The sequence below is a fragment of the Streptomyces sp. NBC_01788 genome (assembly GCF_035917575.1).
Lineage (GTDB): Bacteria > Actinomycetota > Actinomycetes > Streptomycetales > Streptomycetaceae > Streptomyces.
In genome coordinates this window covers 6,245,973-6,261,677 of the sequence record NZ_CP109090.1, presented here as the reverse complement: position 1 = coordinate 6,261,677, position 15,705 = coordinate 6,245,973, and the positions used below count along the sequence as shown (strand labels likewise).

The 15,705-nt window shown below is 72.9% G+C and carries 10 protein-coding genes and 1 pseudogene; 2 read left to right on the top strand and 9 right to left on the bottom strand.

Features of this window, described 5'->3' with window-relative positions; genetic code table 11:
* Positions 1 to 48 precede the first annotated feature (48 nt).
* Positions 49 to 1,254, top strand: a complete 1,206-nt coding sequence (locus OIE49_RS28270; protein ID WP_326804730.1) for a PP2C family protein-serine/threonine phosphatase — start codon at positions 49 to 51, stop codon at positions 1,252 to 1,254.
* Positions 1,255 to 1,361: 107 nt separating this feature from the next.
* On the opposite strand, the gene rsgA is transcribed toward OIE49_RS28270, so the two are convergent.
* From rsgA to OIE49_RS28245, 5 genes and pseudogenes are all read right to left on the bottom strand, one after another.
* Positions 1,362 to 2,483: a ribosome small subunit-dependent GTPase A gene (rsgA, locus tag OIE49_RS28265; RefSeq protein ID WP_326804729.1), complete on the bottom strand. Its 1,122-nt coding sequence runs from the start codon at positions 2,481 to 2,483 to the stop codon at positions 1,362 to 1,364.
* 294 nt (positions 2,484 to 2,777) lie between these two features.
* Positions 2,778 to 3,548, bottom strand: coding sequence for a respiratory nitrate reductase subunit gamma (gene narI, locus OIE49_RS28260; RefSeq protein WP_326804728.1), 771 nt, complete (start codon positions 3,546 to 3,548; stop codon positions 2,778 to 2,780).
* Complete coding sequence (gene narJ, locus OIE49_RS28255) at positions 3,545 to 4,207, bottom strand: nitrate reductase molybdenum cofactor assembly chaperone (RefSeq protein WP_326804727.1); 663 nt, start codon at positions 4,205 to 4,207, stop codon at positions 3,545 to 3,547. Before narJ ends, narI begins: the two co-directional genes overlap by 4 nt.
* Positions 4,204 to 4,662 carry a hypothetical protein gene (locus tag OIE49_RS28250; protein WP_401790556.1) on the bottom strand — a complete coding sequence of 153 codons (459 nt, stop codon included), beginning with the start codon at positions 4,660 to 4,662 and terminating at the stop codon, positions 4,204 to 4,206. The genes narJ and OIE49_RS28250 overlap by 4 nt, the downstream gene beginning before the upstream one ends.
* A 119-nt stretch (positions 4,663 to 4,781) precedes the next feature.
* Positions 4,782 to 8,455 (bottom strand): annotated as a pseudogene (locus OIE49_RS28245) (nitrate reductase subunit alpha).
* 288 nt (positions 8,456 to 8,743) lie between these two features.
* Here OIE49_RS28245 and OIE49_RS28240 point away from each other — a divergent pair.
* The gene (locus tag OIE49_RS28240) at positions 8,744 to 9,166 is read left to right on the top strand and encodes a pyridoxamine 5'-phosphate oxidase family protein (protein WP_326804726.1); all 423 of its coding nucleotides are present in this window, start codon (positions 8,744 to 8,746) and stop codon (positions 9,164 to 9,166) included.
* A gap of 83 nt (positions 9,167 to 9,249) precedes the next feature.
* Here OIE49_RS28240 and OIE49_RS28235 read toward each other — a convergent pair whose 3' ends face one another.
* The 4 genes from OIE49_RS28235 to OIE49_RS28220 form a co-directional block, all read right to left on the bottom strand.
* Positions 9,250 to 10,227 (bottom strand): Acg family FMN-binding oxidoreductase, encoded by a 978-nt coding sequence (locus OIE49_RS28235; protein ID WP_326804725.1) that lies wholly within the window; start codon positions 10,225 to 10,227, stop codon positions 9,250 to 9,252.
* A 383-nt stretch (positions 10,228 to 10,610) separates the two neighbouring features.
* The gene (locus tag OIE49_RS28230) at positions 10,611 to 11,300 is read right to left on the bottom strand and encodes a response regulator transcription factor (protein ID WP_326804724.1); all 690 of its coding nucleotides are present in this window, start codon (positions 11,298 to 11,300) and stop codon (positions 10,611 to 10,613) included.
* A 147-nt stretch (positions 11,301 to 11,447) separates the two neighbouring features.
* Positions 11,448 to 13,832, bottom strand: a complete 2,385-nt coding sequence (locus tag OIE49_RS28225) for a phosphoketolase family protein (RefSeq protein ID WP_326804723.1) — start codon at positions 13,830 to 13,832, stop codon at positions 11,448 to 11,450.
* A 165-nt stretch (positions 13,833 to 13,997) separates the two neighbouring features.
* Positions 13,998 to 15,590 carry a cellulose-binding domain-containing protein gene (locus OIE49_RS28220; RefSeq protein ID WP_326804722.1) on the bottom strand — a complete coding sequence of 531 codons (1,593 nt, stop codon included), beginning with the start codon at positions 15,588 to 15,590 and terminating at the stop codon, positions 13,998 to 14,000.
* Positions 15,591 to 15,705 lie beyond the last annotated feature (115 nt).

Here is a 15,705-nt window from a genome sequence, read left to right as displayed (position 1 = left end):
TGGGGGCACTCGCCACACCGGCGCACGCAGTTGCACACTGGGGAAGTCATGGGCGCAAAAAATCAGCGTGTCGTCGGCCTCCGGCAGCCGTGGCAGTCGAGCCACCTGCTGCTGCTGATACCGGTTGCGCTCATCGTGGTCATCACGGTCTCGGACATCGTGACCCCGGCCGACATCGTCCTCGGCCCCCTGCTGGTGATCGCGCCCGCACTCACCGCGTGGTTCGCAGGCCCCTGGATGACCAGTGGCATCGGGGCCCTGACCGTCATGGTCCAGGGATTCGTAGGCTGGCATGACGGTCGGTTGCTGTCCCGGAACGTGCTGGTCGAGATGGCCGCTCTGGCGGTGCTGTCGACGGTGGTGGTCTCCTTCTGCGTGGCGCGTGACCGGCACAGGCGTCAGCTGGCCCGGGTGAGAACGGTGGCCGAGGCCGCCCAGCACGTCCTGCTGTGGCCGCTTCCCACCCGGCTGGGTCCGCTGCAGCTCGCCTGCCTCTATCTGGCCGCCGAGGAGGAGGCCGAGATCGGCGGGGACCTCTATGCCGCCGCCCGCACCGACGGCGCGGCCCGCGTGATGATCGGTGACGTGCGCGGCAAGGGCCTGCCCGCCGTCGGTGAGGCCGCCCTCCTGCTCGGCGCCTTCCGGGAGGCCGCCCACCAGCACGCCTCCCTGCCCCAGCTCGCCGCCGCCCTGGAGCGCAGCATCGCCCGCTACCTCGCCGACTTCGAGCACGACGGCGAAACGGGAGAACGCTTCGTCACCGCTTTCCTGCTGGAGATCCCCGACGACGAGCCAGTCATCCGGATCATCAGCTGCGGCCACCCGGCACCCATACTGTTCGGACCGGACAACGGCGTGACCGTACCCAGCCTCAGCCCCGCGCCGCCACTCGGTGTCGGCCTGACGGACCCCGACGACCACGACCTGGACGTCCTGCCCTTCGGCCCGGGCGACACCCTGCTCCTGTACACCGACGGTGTCATCGAGGCCCGCGACCGGCACGGCGCGTTCTACCCCTTCGCGGAACGCGTCGCCCAGTGGACCGACCACAACCCCGAAGCACTGCTGCACAAGATCCAGCGCGACCTGATCGACTACACCGGCGGCGGCCTCGCCGACGACGTCGCCCTCATCGCCATCCGCCGCACCCTCATCCCCCGTCCAGGCCACGACCTGGGACACGCCGTCCATCCCCGGCGTGTCCCCCCGCCCCTCCGCGTCATCGACCCGAGTCGCCCTCCGGCGGGCAGCTGACAACGCGGACGCGATGCCTTCCAGCACCTGGCGGTGATCCCGCCACCGCCCGCCCCGGGCACGACCCGCAGGCGGCGGCAACGATCGGACGTTCGGAAAGACTCTGCCTAGCGCCACCGCCCCCGCTTGGCCTCCATCGCCGCCCGGCCCTCGGCGCCCTTGCGCTTCCAGTCCCGTCGGATCTCCGAGCGCAGCCGCGCGTCGGTCTTGGCGACGATCCACTGGTTCTCGCGCAGGAGCTTGCGGTAGCTCTCCAGCCGCCGCTGGGGCAGCTCACCGGCGTCGACGGCGGAGAGCACCGCGCACCCGGGCTCGCTGTCGTGGGCGCAGTCCTGGAACCGGCACCGCCCCGCCAGCTCCTCGATCTCCGAGAACACCTGTCCGACCCCGCTCTCGGCGTCCCACAGGCCCACTCCGCGCAGCCCCGGGGTGTCGATCAGCACACCGCCGCCGGGCAGCGCGAGCAGGTTGCGGGTGGTGGTCGTGTGCCGGCCCTTGCCGTCGACGTCCCGCGCGGCCTGCACGACCATGACGTCGTCGCCGAGCAGCACGTTCGCGAGCGTGGACTTGCCCGCTCCGGACGAGCCGAGCAGCACGGACGTGCCCGAGGAGACGACGGCGAGGAGGACGTCGAGACCGTCCCCGGTCAGGGCGCTGACGGGCAGCACGGGCACGCCGGGCGCGCTCGTCTCCACGTCCTGGACGAGGTACCCCAGCCCCGTCGCGTCGGGCACGAGGTCGGCCTTGGTCAGCACGATCAGCGGCTGCGCGCCCGATTCCCAGGCCAGCACCAGGTAGCGCTCGATACGGCCGAGGTCGAGTTCGACCGCGAGGGACACCGCGATGATCGCGTGGTCGACGTTGGCGGCGAGGATCTGCCCCTCGGACCGCTTGGAGGAGGTGGAGCGCACGAAGGCGGTGCGGCGCGGCAGCGTCGTACGGACGTAACGCGGGTTGCCGCCGGGCTCGACGGCGACCCAGTCACCGGTGCACACCACCCGCATCGGGTCGTGCGGGGTGACGAACGCGGTGTCCGCGCGCAGCACACCGCCGGCGGTGACGACGTCGCACTGTCCCCGGTCGACGCGGATCACCCGGCCCGGCAGCAGGCCTTCGGCGGTGTACGGGGTGAAGACCGTCTCCCAGCCCTCGTCCCAGCCGTAGGGGGCGAGAGGGTGCGGTGAGACGGAAGAAGGAAGGGAAGAAACGGACGGAGCGGAGGAACGCAAGGGGGAACCCTTCACGAGGGCGGCCCCGACGGCCCGCGCGGGTGTGCGCGGGCGTGGCAGGTGGTGTCAGCCGGTGGCCGCGGAGGTGGAGTGGATGATCCTGGGATTGCGGGCAGCGCCCATCACCGAGACAGCCATGGGTCACACCTCCTCTTCCTCAACAAAGAACTCACGAGAGCTCAGCACACCGAAGCCGACCGGCAGCGACGGCCGTGGCCCTCCGCTGGTCGCGCGCCTCACCGTAGGGGAGCGTCGTGAAGCGGCGCCACCGAATTACGGTGGCGCCGCGCGCCGTCATCCGATGCGTTCCCAGCCGCGGCGTGGTGGTCTTGTGCCGAGGCGGGGGTCTCGGCTGCGGTAGACGATGTAGGGGCGGGTGAGGTAGCCGATCGGCGCGGTGAGCATGTGGACCAGGCGGGTGAAGGGCCAGGCGGCGAAGAGCAGCATGGCGCTGAGGGCGTGGAGCTGGAAGAGCAGCGGCACGCCGCTCATCAGGTCCGGGCGCGGTTGCACGGCGAAGATGGACCGGAACCAGGGGGAGATGGTCTGCCGGTAGTTGTAGCCCCGGCCGACGACGGTGGCGGCGACGGTGGCGGACAGGCCGAGCGCGATGGTCACGGTGAGGGAGACGTACATCGCCTTGTCGTTGCGCGTGGTGGCGGAGAACACCGGACCCACCGTGCGGCGGCGGTAGATGAGGATGGCGAGACCGCCCACCGTGCACACCCCGGCGACGGTGCCGAGGACGACGACCAGCCAGTGGTACGTGGTCTCGCTGATGCCGACCGCACGCGTCCAGCTCTCGGGGACGACCAGCCCGCCGATGTGGCCGAGGATCACGACGAGGATGCCGAAGTGGAACAGCGGGCTGCCGATCCGCAGCAGCCGTTTCTCGTAGAGCTGCGAGGAGCGGGTGGTCCAGCCGAACTTGTCGTAGCGGTAGCGCCAGATGTGCCCGAGGACGAAGACGGCGAGGGCGAGGTAGGGCACCACCACCCACAGCAGGATGCTGCCGGTGCCGGTCTGGGCCGCCGCGGTGAGGGGCTGCGCGGGTGCGGTCGTCATCGCGGGCCTCCTGCCGAGCCGGGCATGAACTGGGGTGGCGTGTAGGGGGCGAGCCCGACCTGTTCCTCTGGCGGGCCCTCGGCGGCGAGCCGGGCGACCGCCTGCTGTTCGTCGCCCTTCAGTGGCGGCAGCGTGGCGGAGACGGACTCCAGTACGCCCGTCCAGGGCGAGTCCTCGGCGCGCAGGGCCAGGCGGAGCAGTTCGAGACCGGCGCGGTGCTCGGTGAGCAGGCGGTGTCCGGTGGCCGGTTCCGCGGCCGCGAACTCCAGGACGACGGCGAGGTGGTCGGGCAGTTCGTGGTCGGCGAGGCGCAGTCCGGCGGCGGCGTAGGCCTGCTTCAGGCGGAGCAGCGCGACGCCGCGCCTGCGGGTGTCGCCGTGCGCGTAGTAGGTCAGGTAGGGGCAGCAGCGCTTGCGGTGGTCGAAGGTGGCGACGTAGGCGGCGGCGAGTTCTCCGGCCGGCGTGCGCTCGGCGTGCCCGGTGAAGCGGAGCAGGGGGGCGCGGACGTGGTCGGGCAGGGCGGCGGCCGCGCGGCGAGCCAGGGACAGCCGCTCGGGGAACTCCTCGTCCGGGTAGGCGAGCAGCAGGGACTGGACCTGCCAGGCGCCGGGGTGCCAGGGCTCGGTGCGGGCCGGTGCGGTCCCGGGTCTCCTTCTCATGGTTTCGGCCCGGCCTGCCCGTCGCCGTCGGCACCGGCGGCCCGGTCCGGGGGCGGGAACAGACCGGGTGGGGAGCCCTTGCCGTCCCAGTTGAGCAGGTTGACGCGGGTGTCCTTGTCGACGGGGGCGGCCGGGGTGTCGGAGGTCTGCCGGTCACGCAGGGCCCGGTAGTTCTCCACGGCGACCGGCGCCGCGCCGCCGGAGGTCTCGCCGAAGGGCCCGGAGCCTCCCATGCCGGGGCCGCCCTCGTAGTCCAGGCTGCACTCGGTGACCGACTCCTCCAGGTCGTGGGCCTGTTCGGCGTGCGCGGGCGGGATGACGTACCGCTCGTCGTACTTGGCCAGGGCCAGCAGCCGGTACATGTCGTACATCTGCTCCTCCTCCATCCCGACCGACCTCGGGATGGCGGGGTCGGGTTCGCGGCCGAGGTTGATGTCGCGCATGTAGGAGCGCATGGCGGCCAGTTTGCGGAGGACGGCGTCGACGGGCGCGGGGTCGTGTGACCGAGCAGGTGTGGCAGCCGATGCACTTGTCGAGGTTCATCACCATCGCCATCTGGGCCATGGGGCGCATGTCAGTACGTCACCTCCTGGTCGGCGCGGCGGCGGATGACGGTCACCTCGTCGCGCTGGTTGCCGGTCCGGCCGAGGTAGTTGAAGGCGTACGACAACTGGGCGTAGCCGCCGATGAGATGGCTGGGCTTGATCAGCAGCCGGGTGAGGGAGTTGTGGATGCCGCCGCGGCGGCCGGTGGTCTCGGTGCGGGGCACGTCGATCAGGCGGTCCTGGGCGTGGTGCATGTAGACGGTGCCTCGCGGCATCCGGTGCGAGACGACGGCGCGGGCGGCGACGACGCCGTTGCGGTTGACCGCCTCGATCCAGTCGTTGTCGCGCACGCCGGTCCTGGCCGCGTCCTCGGTGCTCATCCAGATGGTGGGTCCGCCCCGGGACAGCGACAGCATGAACAGGTTGTCCTGGTACTCGGAGTGGATGGACCACTTGTTGTGCGGGGTCAGGTACCGCACGGTCAGCCCGAGTTCGCCGGTCTCTCCCAGTCGTGGTTCGCCGAACAGGGCGTGCATGTCCAGCGGCGGCCGGTAGACGGGGAGTTGCTCGCCGAGCGCGGCCATCCAGTCGTGGTCGAGGTAGAAGTGCTGGCGGCCGGTGAGGGTGTGCCACGGCTTTCCGCGTTCGACGTTGACGGTGAACGGCGCGTAGCGGCGGCCGCCCGCCTCCGAACCGGACCACTCGGGGCTGGTGATGACCGGCACGGGGGCTTCCTGGGTGTCGGCGAAGGTGACCTGCTTGCCCTCGTGCTCCGCGGCCAGGTCGGCGAGCCGGACCCCGGTACGGGCTTCGAGGGTGTGGAAGCCCTGGGTGGCCAGCCGGCCGTTGGTGGTGCCGGACAGGGCGAGGATCGTCTCGCAGGCCTGCACGTCCCGGGCGCGCGCGGGCCGCCCGTCGGCCACTCCCCCGCGCACCGCGCCGTTCTTGTGCCGCAGATAGTCCAGTTCGCGCTCCAGGCGGAAGGTGACGCCCTTGGTGGAGGCGCCCAGGGAGTCCAGGAGCGGGCCGAGCGCGGTCATCTTCTCGGCGACGGCGCCGTAGTCGCGTTCGACGGTGACCAGCCTGGGCATGGTGCGGCCGGGCTCGGGCGTGCACTCGCCTGCCCTCCAGTCCCGTACGCGGCCGTGCGGGGTGGCCAGTTCGTCCGGGGTGTCGTGCAGCAGCGGGGCGGCGACCACGTCCTTGCGCACGCCGAGGCGGGTGGCGGAGAGCCTGCTGAACTCGCGGGCCAGGGTGGTGAAGGCGTCCCAGTCGGTGCGGGTCTGCCAGGGCGGTGCGATCGCCGGGCTGAAGGCGTGCACGTAGGGGTGCATGTCGGTGCTCGACAGGTCGTGCTTCTCGTACCAGGTGGCGGCGGGCAGCACCACGTCCGAGAAGACGGTCGTGCTGGTCATGCGGAAGTCCAGCGTCAGCAGCAGGTCCAGCTTTCCGACGGGTGCCTCCTTCCGCCATCTCACGTCCCGGGGCCGCGCGCCGGGCGGCGCCTCGGCGGCGCTGACGGAGGAGTCCGTGCCGAGCAGGTGCTTGAGGAAGTACTCGTTGCCCTTCGCGGAGGAGCCGAGCAGGTTGGCCCGCCAGATGGTCAGGACGCGCGGGAAGTTGGCGGGAGCGTCCGGGTCCTCGCCCGCGAACCCGAGCCGTCCTGAAGTCAGTTCCTCCACCACGTGCTCGGCGACCGGGCGCCCGGCGGCCTCGGCCTCGTCGGCGAGGTCGAGCGGATTGCGGTCGAAGGTCGGGTAGGAGGGCATCCAGCCCATGCGCGCGGAGGCGGCGATCAGGTCCGCGGTGGTCCTCCCGGCGAAGGGGCCGCCCGCGCCGGCCGCCGCGAGGGTGTCGGCCGAGAAGGGGTCGTAGCGGAACTGGTCGCTGTGCAGGTACCAGTACGCCGTCTGGATCATCTGCCGTGCCGGGCGGTTCCAGTCGGAGGCGGTCGCGAGCACGTTGTAGCCGGTGAGCGGCCGGACCTTCTCCTGGCCGACGTAGTGGGCCCAGCCGCCGCCGTTGACGCCCTGGCAGCCGGTCAGTGTCGTGAGGGTGAGGAACGCCCGGTAGATGGTGTCGGAGTGGAACCAGTGGTTGGTGCCCGCGCCCATCACGATCATCGAACGGCCGCGTGACTCCTCGGCGTTGACGGCGAACTCCCGGGCGATGCGCGCGGCCCGCTCCGCGTCCACGCCGGTGATCGCGGCCTGCCAGGCGGGCGTGTACGGCTCGTCGGCGTCGTCGTACGACGCAGGCCAGCGGCCGGGCAGTCCGGGCGGGCCACGCCGTACTGGGCGAGCAGCAGGTCGTACACCGTGGTGACCAGTAGTCCGGCGATCCGCCGCACCGGGACGCCGCGCCGCAGCACGCCCGCGCCGCCGTCGGGGGCGTCGAAGCGGGGCAGTTCGACCGCCACCGGGGCCTCGCCGCCGCCCTCGGCCGACAGCAGCGGGTCGGTCTCTCCCAGGTCCAGGTTCCACCGTCCGGCCCCGCTCTCGCCGAACCGGTCGCCGAGGGTGCCGCCGGGGACGACCGGGCTGCCGTCGCCGTCCAGCAGGACCGTGCGGAACTCCGCGTGCTCGGCGGCGGCCGGTTCCCCGCCGAGGTCGGCCGCGGTCAGGAACTTGCCCGGCGCGTACGTCCCCGGCCCGCGCTCGTCCAGGACGACCAGGAACGGCAGGTCCGTGTACCGCTTCACGTACTCCTCGAAGTACGGGGTGCGGCGGTCGGCGAAGAACTCCTTGAGCACCACGTGGCCCATGGCCATCGCCAGGGCCCCGTCGGTGCCGGGCCGCGCGGGCAGCCACTCGTCGGCGAACTTCACGTTGTCCGCGTAGTCGGGGCTGACCGCGACGACCTTCTGGCCGCGGTAGCGGGCCTCGGTCATCCAGTGCGCGTCCGGGGTGCGGGTCACCGACAGGTTGGAGCCCCACATGATCAGGTAGCCGGCGTCCCACCAGTCCCCCGACTCCGGTACGTCCGTCTGGTCGCCGAAGACCTGCGGCGAGGCGACCGGCAGGTCCGCGTACCAGTCGTAGAAGGACAGCATCACGCCGCCGATGAGCGAGTAGAAGCGGGCGCCCGCCGCGTGCGAGACCATCGACATCGCCGGGATCGGCGAGAACCCGGCCAGCCGGTCGGGCCCGTACTCCTCGATGGTGTGCACATGCGCGGCGGCGGCCAGCTCCACCGCTTCCGCCCAGCTCGTCCGCACCAGGCCGCCCCTGCCGCGCGCGGCCTTGTACCGGCGGGCCCGCGCCGGGTCGGAGACGATGTCCGCCCAGGCCGCGACCGGATCGCCGAGCCGGGCCTTCGCCTCCCGGTACATCTGGAGCAGCACACCGCGCACGTACGGGTAGCGGACGCGGGTCGGCGAGTACGTGTACCAGGAGAACGCGGCGCCGCGCGGGCAGCCGCGCGGCTCGTACTCGGGGCGGTCCGGGCCGACCGAGGGATAGTCGGTCTGCTGGGCCTCCCAGGTGATGATGCCGTCCTTGACGTACACCTTCCACGAGCAGGAGCCGGTGCAGTTCACGCCGTGGGTCGAGCGCACCACCTTGTCGTGCGACCAGCGGTCCCGGTAGAAGTCGTCCGCCTGACGGCCGCCGGTCCTGTGCAGGGTGCGCAGGTCGGGGGAGACCTCCGCCCGGGTGAAGAACCGGCGCGAGCTCACCAGCGCCTGCGTCAGTTCGCCGTCCAGGCCCGGCGGTGGGGTGCCGCGTGCGCGCTTCGACGCCGGGTCGGTCTCCTTGGCCACCGCGCCGCTCCCTTCCGGGTCCGGTCCCGCCCGCTGGTCGCTCGCTTCCCTGGCGGACGCCGCCCCTCCCGTTCACGAACGGCACGGCCGGCACCCGCGCACCAAAGGATTCCACCGACCGGACCGTCCCGCCCCCCGAGGCGGCGGCACTTGAGGCGTCCGGCGGAACCCGCCGAAGATGTGGGCCAACAGGCCCTAACGGCAGGCCGGGTGCGTGGCGACCATGGGAGGGTGTCCGACAACGATGGCTTTCGCTCGATGGACCGGCGGGAGTGCCTGCGCCTGATGGCCGAGGTACCGGTGGGCCGTGTCGTCTACACGCGGCAGGCGCTGCCCGCGGTGCTGCCCGTCAACTTCGCCCTGGCGGCGGACGCGTCCGTGCTGCTGCGCACCTCCGCCGGGTCGGACCTCGTGCGCGCCGTCGACGGGGTCGTGGTCGCCTTCGAGGCGGACGCCTTCGACGTGGAGAGCCGGTCGGGCTGGAGCGTGGTCGTCACCGGCCGGGCCACCGTGGTCACCGATCCGGTCGAGCACGAGCGTCTCCTGAGCACCGGGCCGCGTTCCTGGATGCCGATCGACGAGGACGTCTTCATCCGCATCGAGGCCACCATGGTCAGCGGCCGGGAACTCACGGATCTGCGCGTCCCGGGCTGAGCGGTCGCGCGACGACGGTTCGACGACCGGGGCGGGCCGGGGAAGGCGTTCCGCACGCCGCCCGGCCCGCCCGTCGTGTGCGTTCATGCTTTCCCTTCGGCCCACGCGTCGGCCGCGCGCGGGGTGCGGCCGCCGTCCGGGCCGTAGCCGAAGCGGATCAGCAGGTGGGGGCGGCAGCGGAGCCTCGGGGCGGCCGTCGCCGCCCGCAGGTCGGGCCACTCCATCGCCTGGTGCAGCATCGAGGTGCGCACCCCGTACCGGGTGGCCACCAGCAGGGCCCGCTCCATCGCCTGCCCCGCGCGCAGCCAGTCCTCCCGCCGGTCGTGCGTGGTCCACAGGAGGGCCACCTGCGCGTGGCGTTCGAAACGCAGCGCGGGCGGACGCAGCCCCGGCAGCGGGCCGGTGAAGTCCCGCACGGGCATCCGCCCGGCCGTGTCCCGCGGGCCCAGCGAGGTGAGCGGAATGCCGTGCGGGAAGGGGGTGTCCGGGGCGTTGACCCAGGCCCTGGTCTCGGCGGTACGGGCCGGGTCGGCGGCGTTGCGCGCCTCGGCCTGCGCGGTCAGGCTCAGCAGGCGCCGGGTGCCGGCGAAGTCGGGTACGTCCAGGTGGGCCCCCTCGATCCGGGCCGCCTTGACCATCTCCAGCACGATGGGCTCCGGCACCGGCCGCCCGGTGAACGGCATCCGGCTGGTGTGCCGGCGCGCGATCGCGTCGTACAGGCCGCGGTACGACGGCTGCGCGTCCGGCGCCGCCACGAACAGCCGGACGGTGGCGAGCAGGCCGGGGTCGCCCGGGTCGGGCAGGAGCGTCACGAGGGGGTCCCAGCCGAGGTGGTCCGCGGCGACCCGCAGATTGAGGACGGCCGCGCCCACGGAGAGGTGCTGGGCGCGCCGCACCGGATCGGTCAGCGGCAGGGACCGTGGGTCCGCGCGGACGTGGATGGACCGGGTGCCGGCGTCCAGGCCGAACCGCCAGGGCTGGGTGTTGTGGATCGACGGAGCCGCCACGGCCGAGTACAGCAGGCTCTCCAGGGTGGTCGCGTCGACTACCGGTGTCCGCATGACGGCTCCTCCCGTGGGCTCCCTGGTCGCTTCCCCGCCCACCCTCCGTCGCCGGCCGGCCGGGCCGGAAGGGCTCAGCGGGCCCTCGGCAGGGCCCGCAGGTCCCGACCTGGGCCGGGCCGGCCGCCGGGGCCGGACGGCCCTGGTGCGGCGACGGCCCGTGTGGTGTCATGGGAGTGACGGGAAGGACCGGAAGACGCGGGGAAGCGGTGAAAAACCGCGCACCGCGCAATCAGGATCCGCGAGAAGTGGATTGTCCTTCCCGTCCATTTCTGTCCGCCGCGCCCCGGACATGAGTGTGCGCCGCTCCTGGTAGCCGCCGCGCCAGTCCATTCGGGTGGCCGGGCCGCCGACCGGGGGTCTGCCCGTCCTCCTCCCCCGGGTCAGGAGGTTCCGCGCAGCCGGTCCTTGGCCTGGGTGGCGATGACGGCGGCCTGGATGCGCCGCTCCACGCCGAGCTTGGCGAGCAGGCGGGAGATGTGGTTCTTCACCGTCTTCTCGGCCAGGTAGAGGCGCTGGCCGATCTGGCGGTTGGTCAGGCCCTCGCCGATCAGGGCCAGGATCTCCCGTTCCCGGTCGGTCAGTCCGGGCAGCGTGTCCGGCTCCTCCTGCGGCTGCTGTCCACCGCGCAGCCGGGCCATCAGCTTCGTGGTGGCGCTGGGATCGAGCAGCGACTGGCCGCTCGCCACGGTGCGCACCGCCGAGACCAGGTCCGAGCCCCGGATCTGCTTCAGCACATAGCCGGAGGCGCCCGCCATGATCGAGTCCAGCAGTGCCTCCTCGTCGTCGAACGAGGTCAGCATCAGACAGGCCAGTTCCGGCAGGCGGGAGCGCAGCTCGCGGCAGACGGTCACGCCGTCGCCGTCCGGCAGGCGCACGTCGAGCACCGCCACGTCCGGGCGCAGGGCGGGTACGCGCACCAGGGCCTGGTCGGCGGTGGCGGCCTCGCCCACCACCGTGATGTCCGGTTCGTCGTTCAGCAGGTCGTGCACCCCGCGCCGTACCACCTCGTGGTCGTCGAGGAGGAAGACCCGGATCGGGGTGTCCGGTCCGGCCTGCTCACGGTCCGCCATCGGTCGCTCCTTGTGATGTGTCGGCTTGCCTCAAGAATCCTTCCCCGAAGCACGTGCGCGGACCAGGGCCGGTCGGCCCTGGTCCGCGCACGCCGGTGATGGGATCCTGTCCGCCGCCCCGCGCGCCGGAGGCGGGAACGTCCCCGGTCAGCCGTCCCAGGACCAGTCCGCCACCTCGGGCAGGTCCACGCCGTGCTCCCGGATCCAGGCGTGGTGGCGCAGCCGGGTGTCCTCCATGCGCTGGCGGACGGCGGCGGCGCGCACCGCGAGGCCGGGGACGCGGTCGATGACGTCCATGACCAGGCGGTAGCGGTCCAGGTCGTTGCTGACCACCATGTCGAACGGCGTGGTCGTGGTGCCGATCTCCTTGTAGCCGCGTACGTGCAGGTGGGAGTGGCCTGCCCGCCGGTAGGCCAGGCGGTGGATCAGCCACGGGTAGCCGTGGTAGGCGAAGATCACCGGCTTGTCCGGGGTGAACAGGCCGTCGTACTCGAAGTCGGTCATCCCGTGCGGGTGCTCCTCGCTGGGCAGCAGCCGGGCGATGTCGACGACGTTGACCACGCGCACGGCCAGGTCGGGCAGGTGCCGGCGCAGCAGCTGGGCGGCGGCCAGCACCTCCTGGGTCGGCACGTCGCCCGCGCAGGCCAGCACGACGTCCGGTTCGCGGGTGCCGTCCTCGGTGCCGGCCCAGTCCCAGATGCCGGCGCCGCGCGCGCAGTGCACCGTGGCCTGCTCCATGGAGAGCCAGTCGAAGCAGGGCTGCTTGCCGGCGACGATCACGTTGACGTAGTCGCGGCTGCGCAGCGTGTGGTCGGCCACGGAGAGCAGGGTGTTGGCGTCCGGCGGGAAGTAGACCCGGACCGCTTCGGGGCTCTTGTTCAGGATGTGGTCGACGAAGCCGGGGTCCTGGTGGGAGAAGCCGTTGTGGTCCTGGCGCCACACGTGCGAGGTCAGCAGGTAGTTGAACGAGGCGATGGGGGCCCGCCAGGGCAGCCGGCGGGTGGTGCGCAGCCATTTGATGTGCTGGTTGACCATCGAGTCGACGATGTGCACGAAGGCCTCGTAGCAGGAGAACAGTCCGTGCCGGCCGGTGAGGAGGTAGCCCTCCAGCCAGCCCTGGCAGGTGTGCTCGGACAGGATCTCCATCACCCGGCCGTGCGGGTCGAGGTGCTCGTCCACGGGCAGGGTCAGGGCCTGCCAGGCCTTGCCGCTGGCGCCGTAGACGGCCTGGAGGCGGTTGGAGGCGGTCTCGTCGGGGCCGACGAGCCGGAAGTCGCGCCGGTCGGTGGTGGCGGCCATGACGTCCTCGAGCAGGTCGCCGAGGACGCGGGTGGGCTCGTGCAGGGTGGCGCCGGGCTTGTCGACCTCGACGGCGTACTTCTCCAGCGGGGGCAGCGGCAGTTCGCGCAGCAGGAGGCCGCCGTTGGCGTGCGGGGTGGCGCCGAGGCGGCGGGTGCCGTGCGGGACGCAGTCCAGCACGTCGGGGCGCGGGGCGCCGTGCTCGTCGAACAGCTCCTCGGGGCGGTACGAGCGCAGCCACCGCTCCAGCTGCCGCAGGTGCTCGGGGTTGTCCCGGACACCGGCCAGCGGAACCTGGTGGGCGCGCCAGGTGCCCTCCACGGGCACCCCGTCGACCTCGGCGGGGCCGGTCCAGCCCTTGGGGGTGCGCAGCACGATCATGGGCCAGCGGGGCCGCTCGGTGGCGCCGTCGGTACGGGCGGCGCGCTGGAGGGCGGCGATGCGGTCGAGGGCGGTGTCCATGGCCGCGGCCATGGCGCGGTGCACGGCGGCGGGATCGTCACCGGTGACGTGGACCGGGTCGTGGCCGTAGCCGCGGAGCAGTTCGTCGAGTTCCGCCTCGGGGAGGCGGGCCAGGACGGTCGGGTTGGCGATCTTGTAGCCGTTGAGGTGCAGGACCGGCAGGACCGCTCCGTCGTGCACCGGGTCGAGGAACTTGTTGGAGTGCCAGGACGCGGCCAGCGGGCCGGTCTCCGCCTCGCCGTCGCCGATGACGCAGGCGACGACCAGGTCCGGGTTGTCGAGCGCGGCGCCGTAGGCGTGGGAGAGGGAGTAGCCGAGTTCACCGCCCTCGTGGATGGAGCCCGGCGTCTCGGGGGCGACGTGGCTGGGCACCCCGCCGGGGAAGGAGAACTGCTTGAACAGCCGCGCCATGCCGGAGGCGTCCCGGGTGATGTCCGGGTAGGTCTCGGTGTACGAGCCCTCCAGCCAGGAGTTGGCCAGCACGGCGGGCCCGCCGTGGCCGGGGCCCCAGACGCACAGGGCGTTCAGGTCGCGGGCCTTGATGACGCGGTTGAGGTGGGTGTGGACCAGGTTGAGGCCGGGCGAGGTGCCCCAATGGCCGAGCAGGCGCGGCTTGATGTGTTCCGGGCGCAGCGGTTCGGCCAGCAGCGGGTTGCCCATGAGGTAGATCTGGCCGACGGAGAGGTAGTTCGCGGCACGCCAGTGGGCGTCCAGCGTCGCGAGCTCCTCGTCCGTGAGTCCGGCGGCTGCCTGCTGCGTCTCGACGGACATCGGGATTCCTTCCGGGTCGGGACAGCGGTCGGGGTACCGCGTGCGGGTGGGGATACCGCGTGCCGGTGGCACACGGTCCCACCCTCCATGTCCCGTCCGGGTGCCCGACAGGGCCGTTCGGGTCACTCCTCGGGCCGGGGCGCCGGGCCGTTCGCGGGTCCGGGGTCAGCCCGTCGCGCAGCTGTGCCCGTTGAGCGTGAAGTCGTACGGCGCGGAGTTGCGCCCGTCCCAGGTGCCGAGGAAGCCGAAGGACAGGGTGCCGTTCGCGGGGACGGACTTGTTGTACTCGGCGGCGGTGGCCGTGACGCGGGAGCCGCTCTGGGCGACGGTCGCGTCCCACATCTGGCCGACCCGCTGCCCGTCGGCGAAGGACCAGGCGACGCGCCAGGCGTCCAGGGAGCGTGCGGTGGTGACGGTGACCTTGGCCTGGAAGCCGTCGGTCCACTGGTACGTCTGGTCGTAGTCGACCCGGCAGACCCCTGTCCCGCCGCTCTCCGGCCCGCCGGTTCCCGTGCCGCCGGACCCGGTACCGCCGGAGCCCGTACCGCCCGTCCCGGAGGCGTCGGTCCCCGGGTCGGGCGAGTCGCCCCCGTCGGCGGTGGCCGAGGCGGTGCCCTGCGGTTCCGGGTCGGGGTTCTCACGTCCTGACCGGGTCGCCGCGCCGCTCGCGGACGACTCGTGGGCCGCGGACGCCGAGGCCGCGACGGAGGCGGAGGCGGACGGCAGGGGCTCGACGGCGGGCGGGCCGGCGTCCGGGTCGAGGGCCGGGCGCCCGTCGGTGACCGGCCTGCGGGCGTTGTCGTCGTGCGCGTCGTCGTTCGCGGAGCCGCCGAACGGCATCATCGACACGGCCAGCGCCAGCCCGGACAGGGCGACCGCGGCGGCGAGCAGGCCGCCGCGCACGATCCGCGCCCGCGCGGCGCCCTGCTGCGGCTCCCCGCCGTTGTCCGCCGCCGCGGGGCGGCGGGCGCCGAGGCGCACCTCGGCGGCCCGGCGGCGGCGCTCCAGGTAGGCGAGGCCGCCCCAGCCGATGACTCCGCCGGCCAGCGCGGCGGGCAGTTGGCCGCCGTGCGGCCGCAGACAGGCGGCGGCCTGCGCGCACCCCTCGCAGGTGGCGAGGTGCCGGGAGAGGTCCTCGGGGGTCCCGGCGGCGGCCGCGGGGCGGGTGACCGCGTCCAGCAGGCCGGCGTAGCCGCGGCACTCCGCGTCCATCGGGGTGTCGAGGTGGTTGCGGCGGCAGCGGTCCCGGAACAGGGTCCGCACCTGGTCGAGTTCCTCGGACACCCGCGCGGGGTCCAGGCCCAGCCGGCGGGCCACCACGGTCGACGGCAGCGCCTCCACCTCGGCCAGCCACAGGAGCCTGGCGTCCGGCTCCTGGAGGTCCCGCAGGGTGCGCAGGGCGAGCGGGCGACGCGGCGGCGGGCCGGTCCAGCGGGCGGCCTGGTCGGAGTTGAGCCACAGGCGCAGGTCCGGAACGAGCCGGTCGCCGAGTCCGTCGGCCTCCCAGGACGCGGCGGTGGTGCGCACGGCGGCCAGCGTCAGCGGGATCGCGGGCAGCCGGGGCGTACGGCGGCCCCGGGACGCGTCGGCCTCGGCGGCCCGGACCTCGCGCAGGCCCGCCGCGAAGGCCTCCGCGGCGAGTTGCCCGGCCTCACCGGAGCCGACCGTGCACAGGTCGGCGTAGGAGAGCACGGCGTCCCAGCACTCGGCAAGCAGCGCGGCCTCGGTCGCGTCCTTGGAGCTCGGCAGGTCGGGCATGGGTCTCCTGCATCCACGGGCGAGGTCAACTCTCTGCGCTCAGGGAGAAGTTGGGGGGCACCTCGGGGTAGAGCACGAGCTTTTCACGCCTTTGACACAACTGACAAGCCACGTA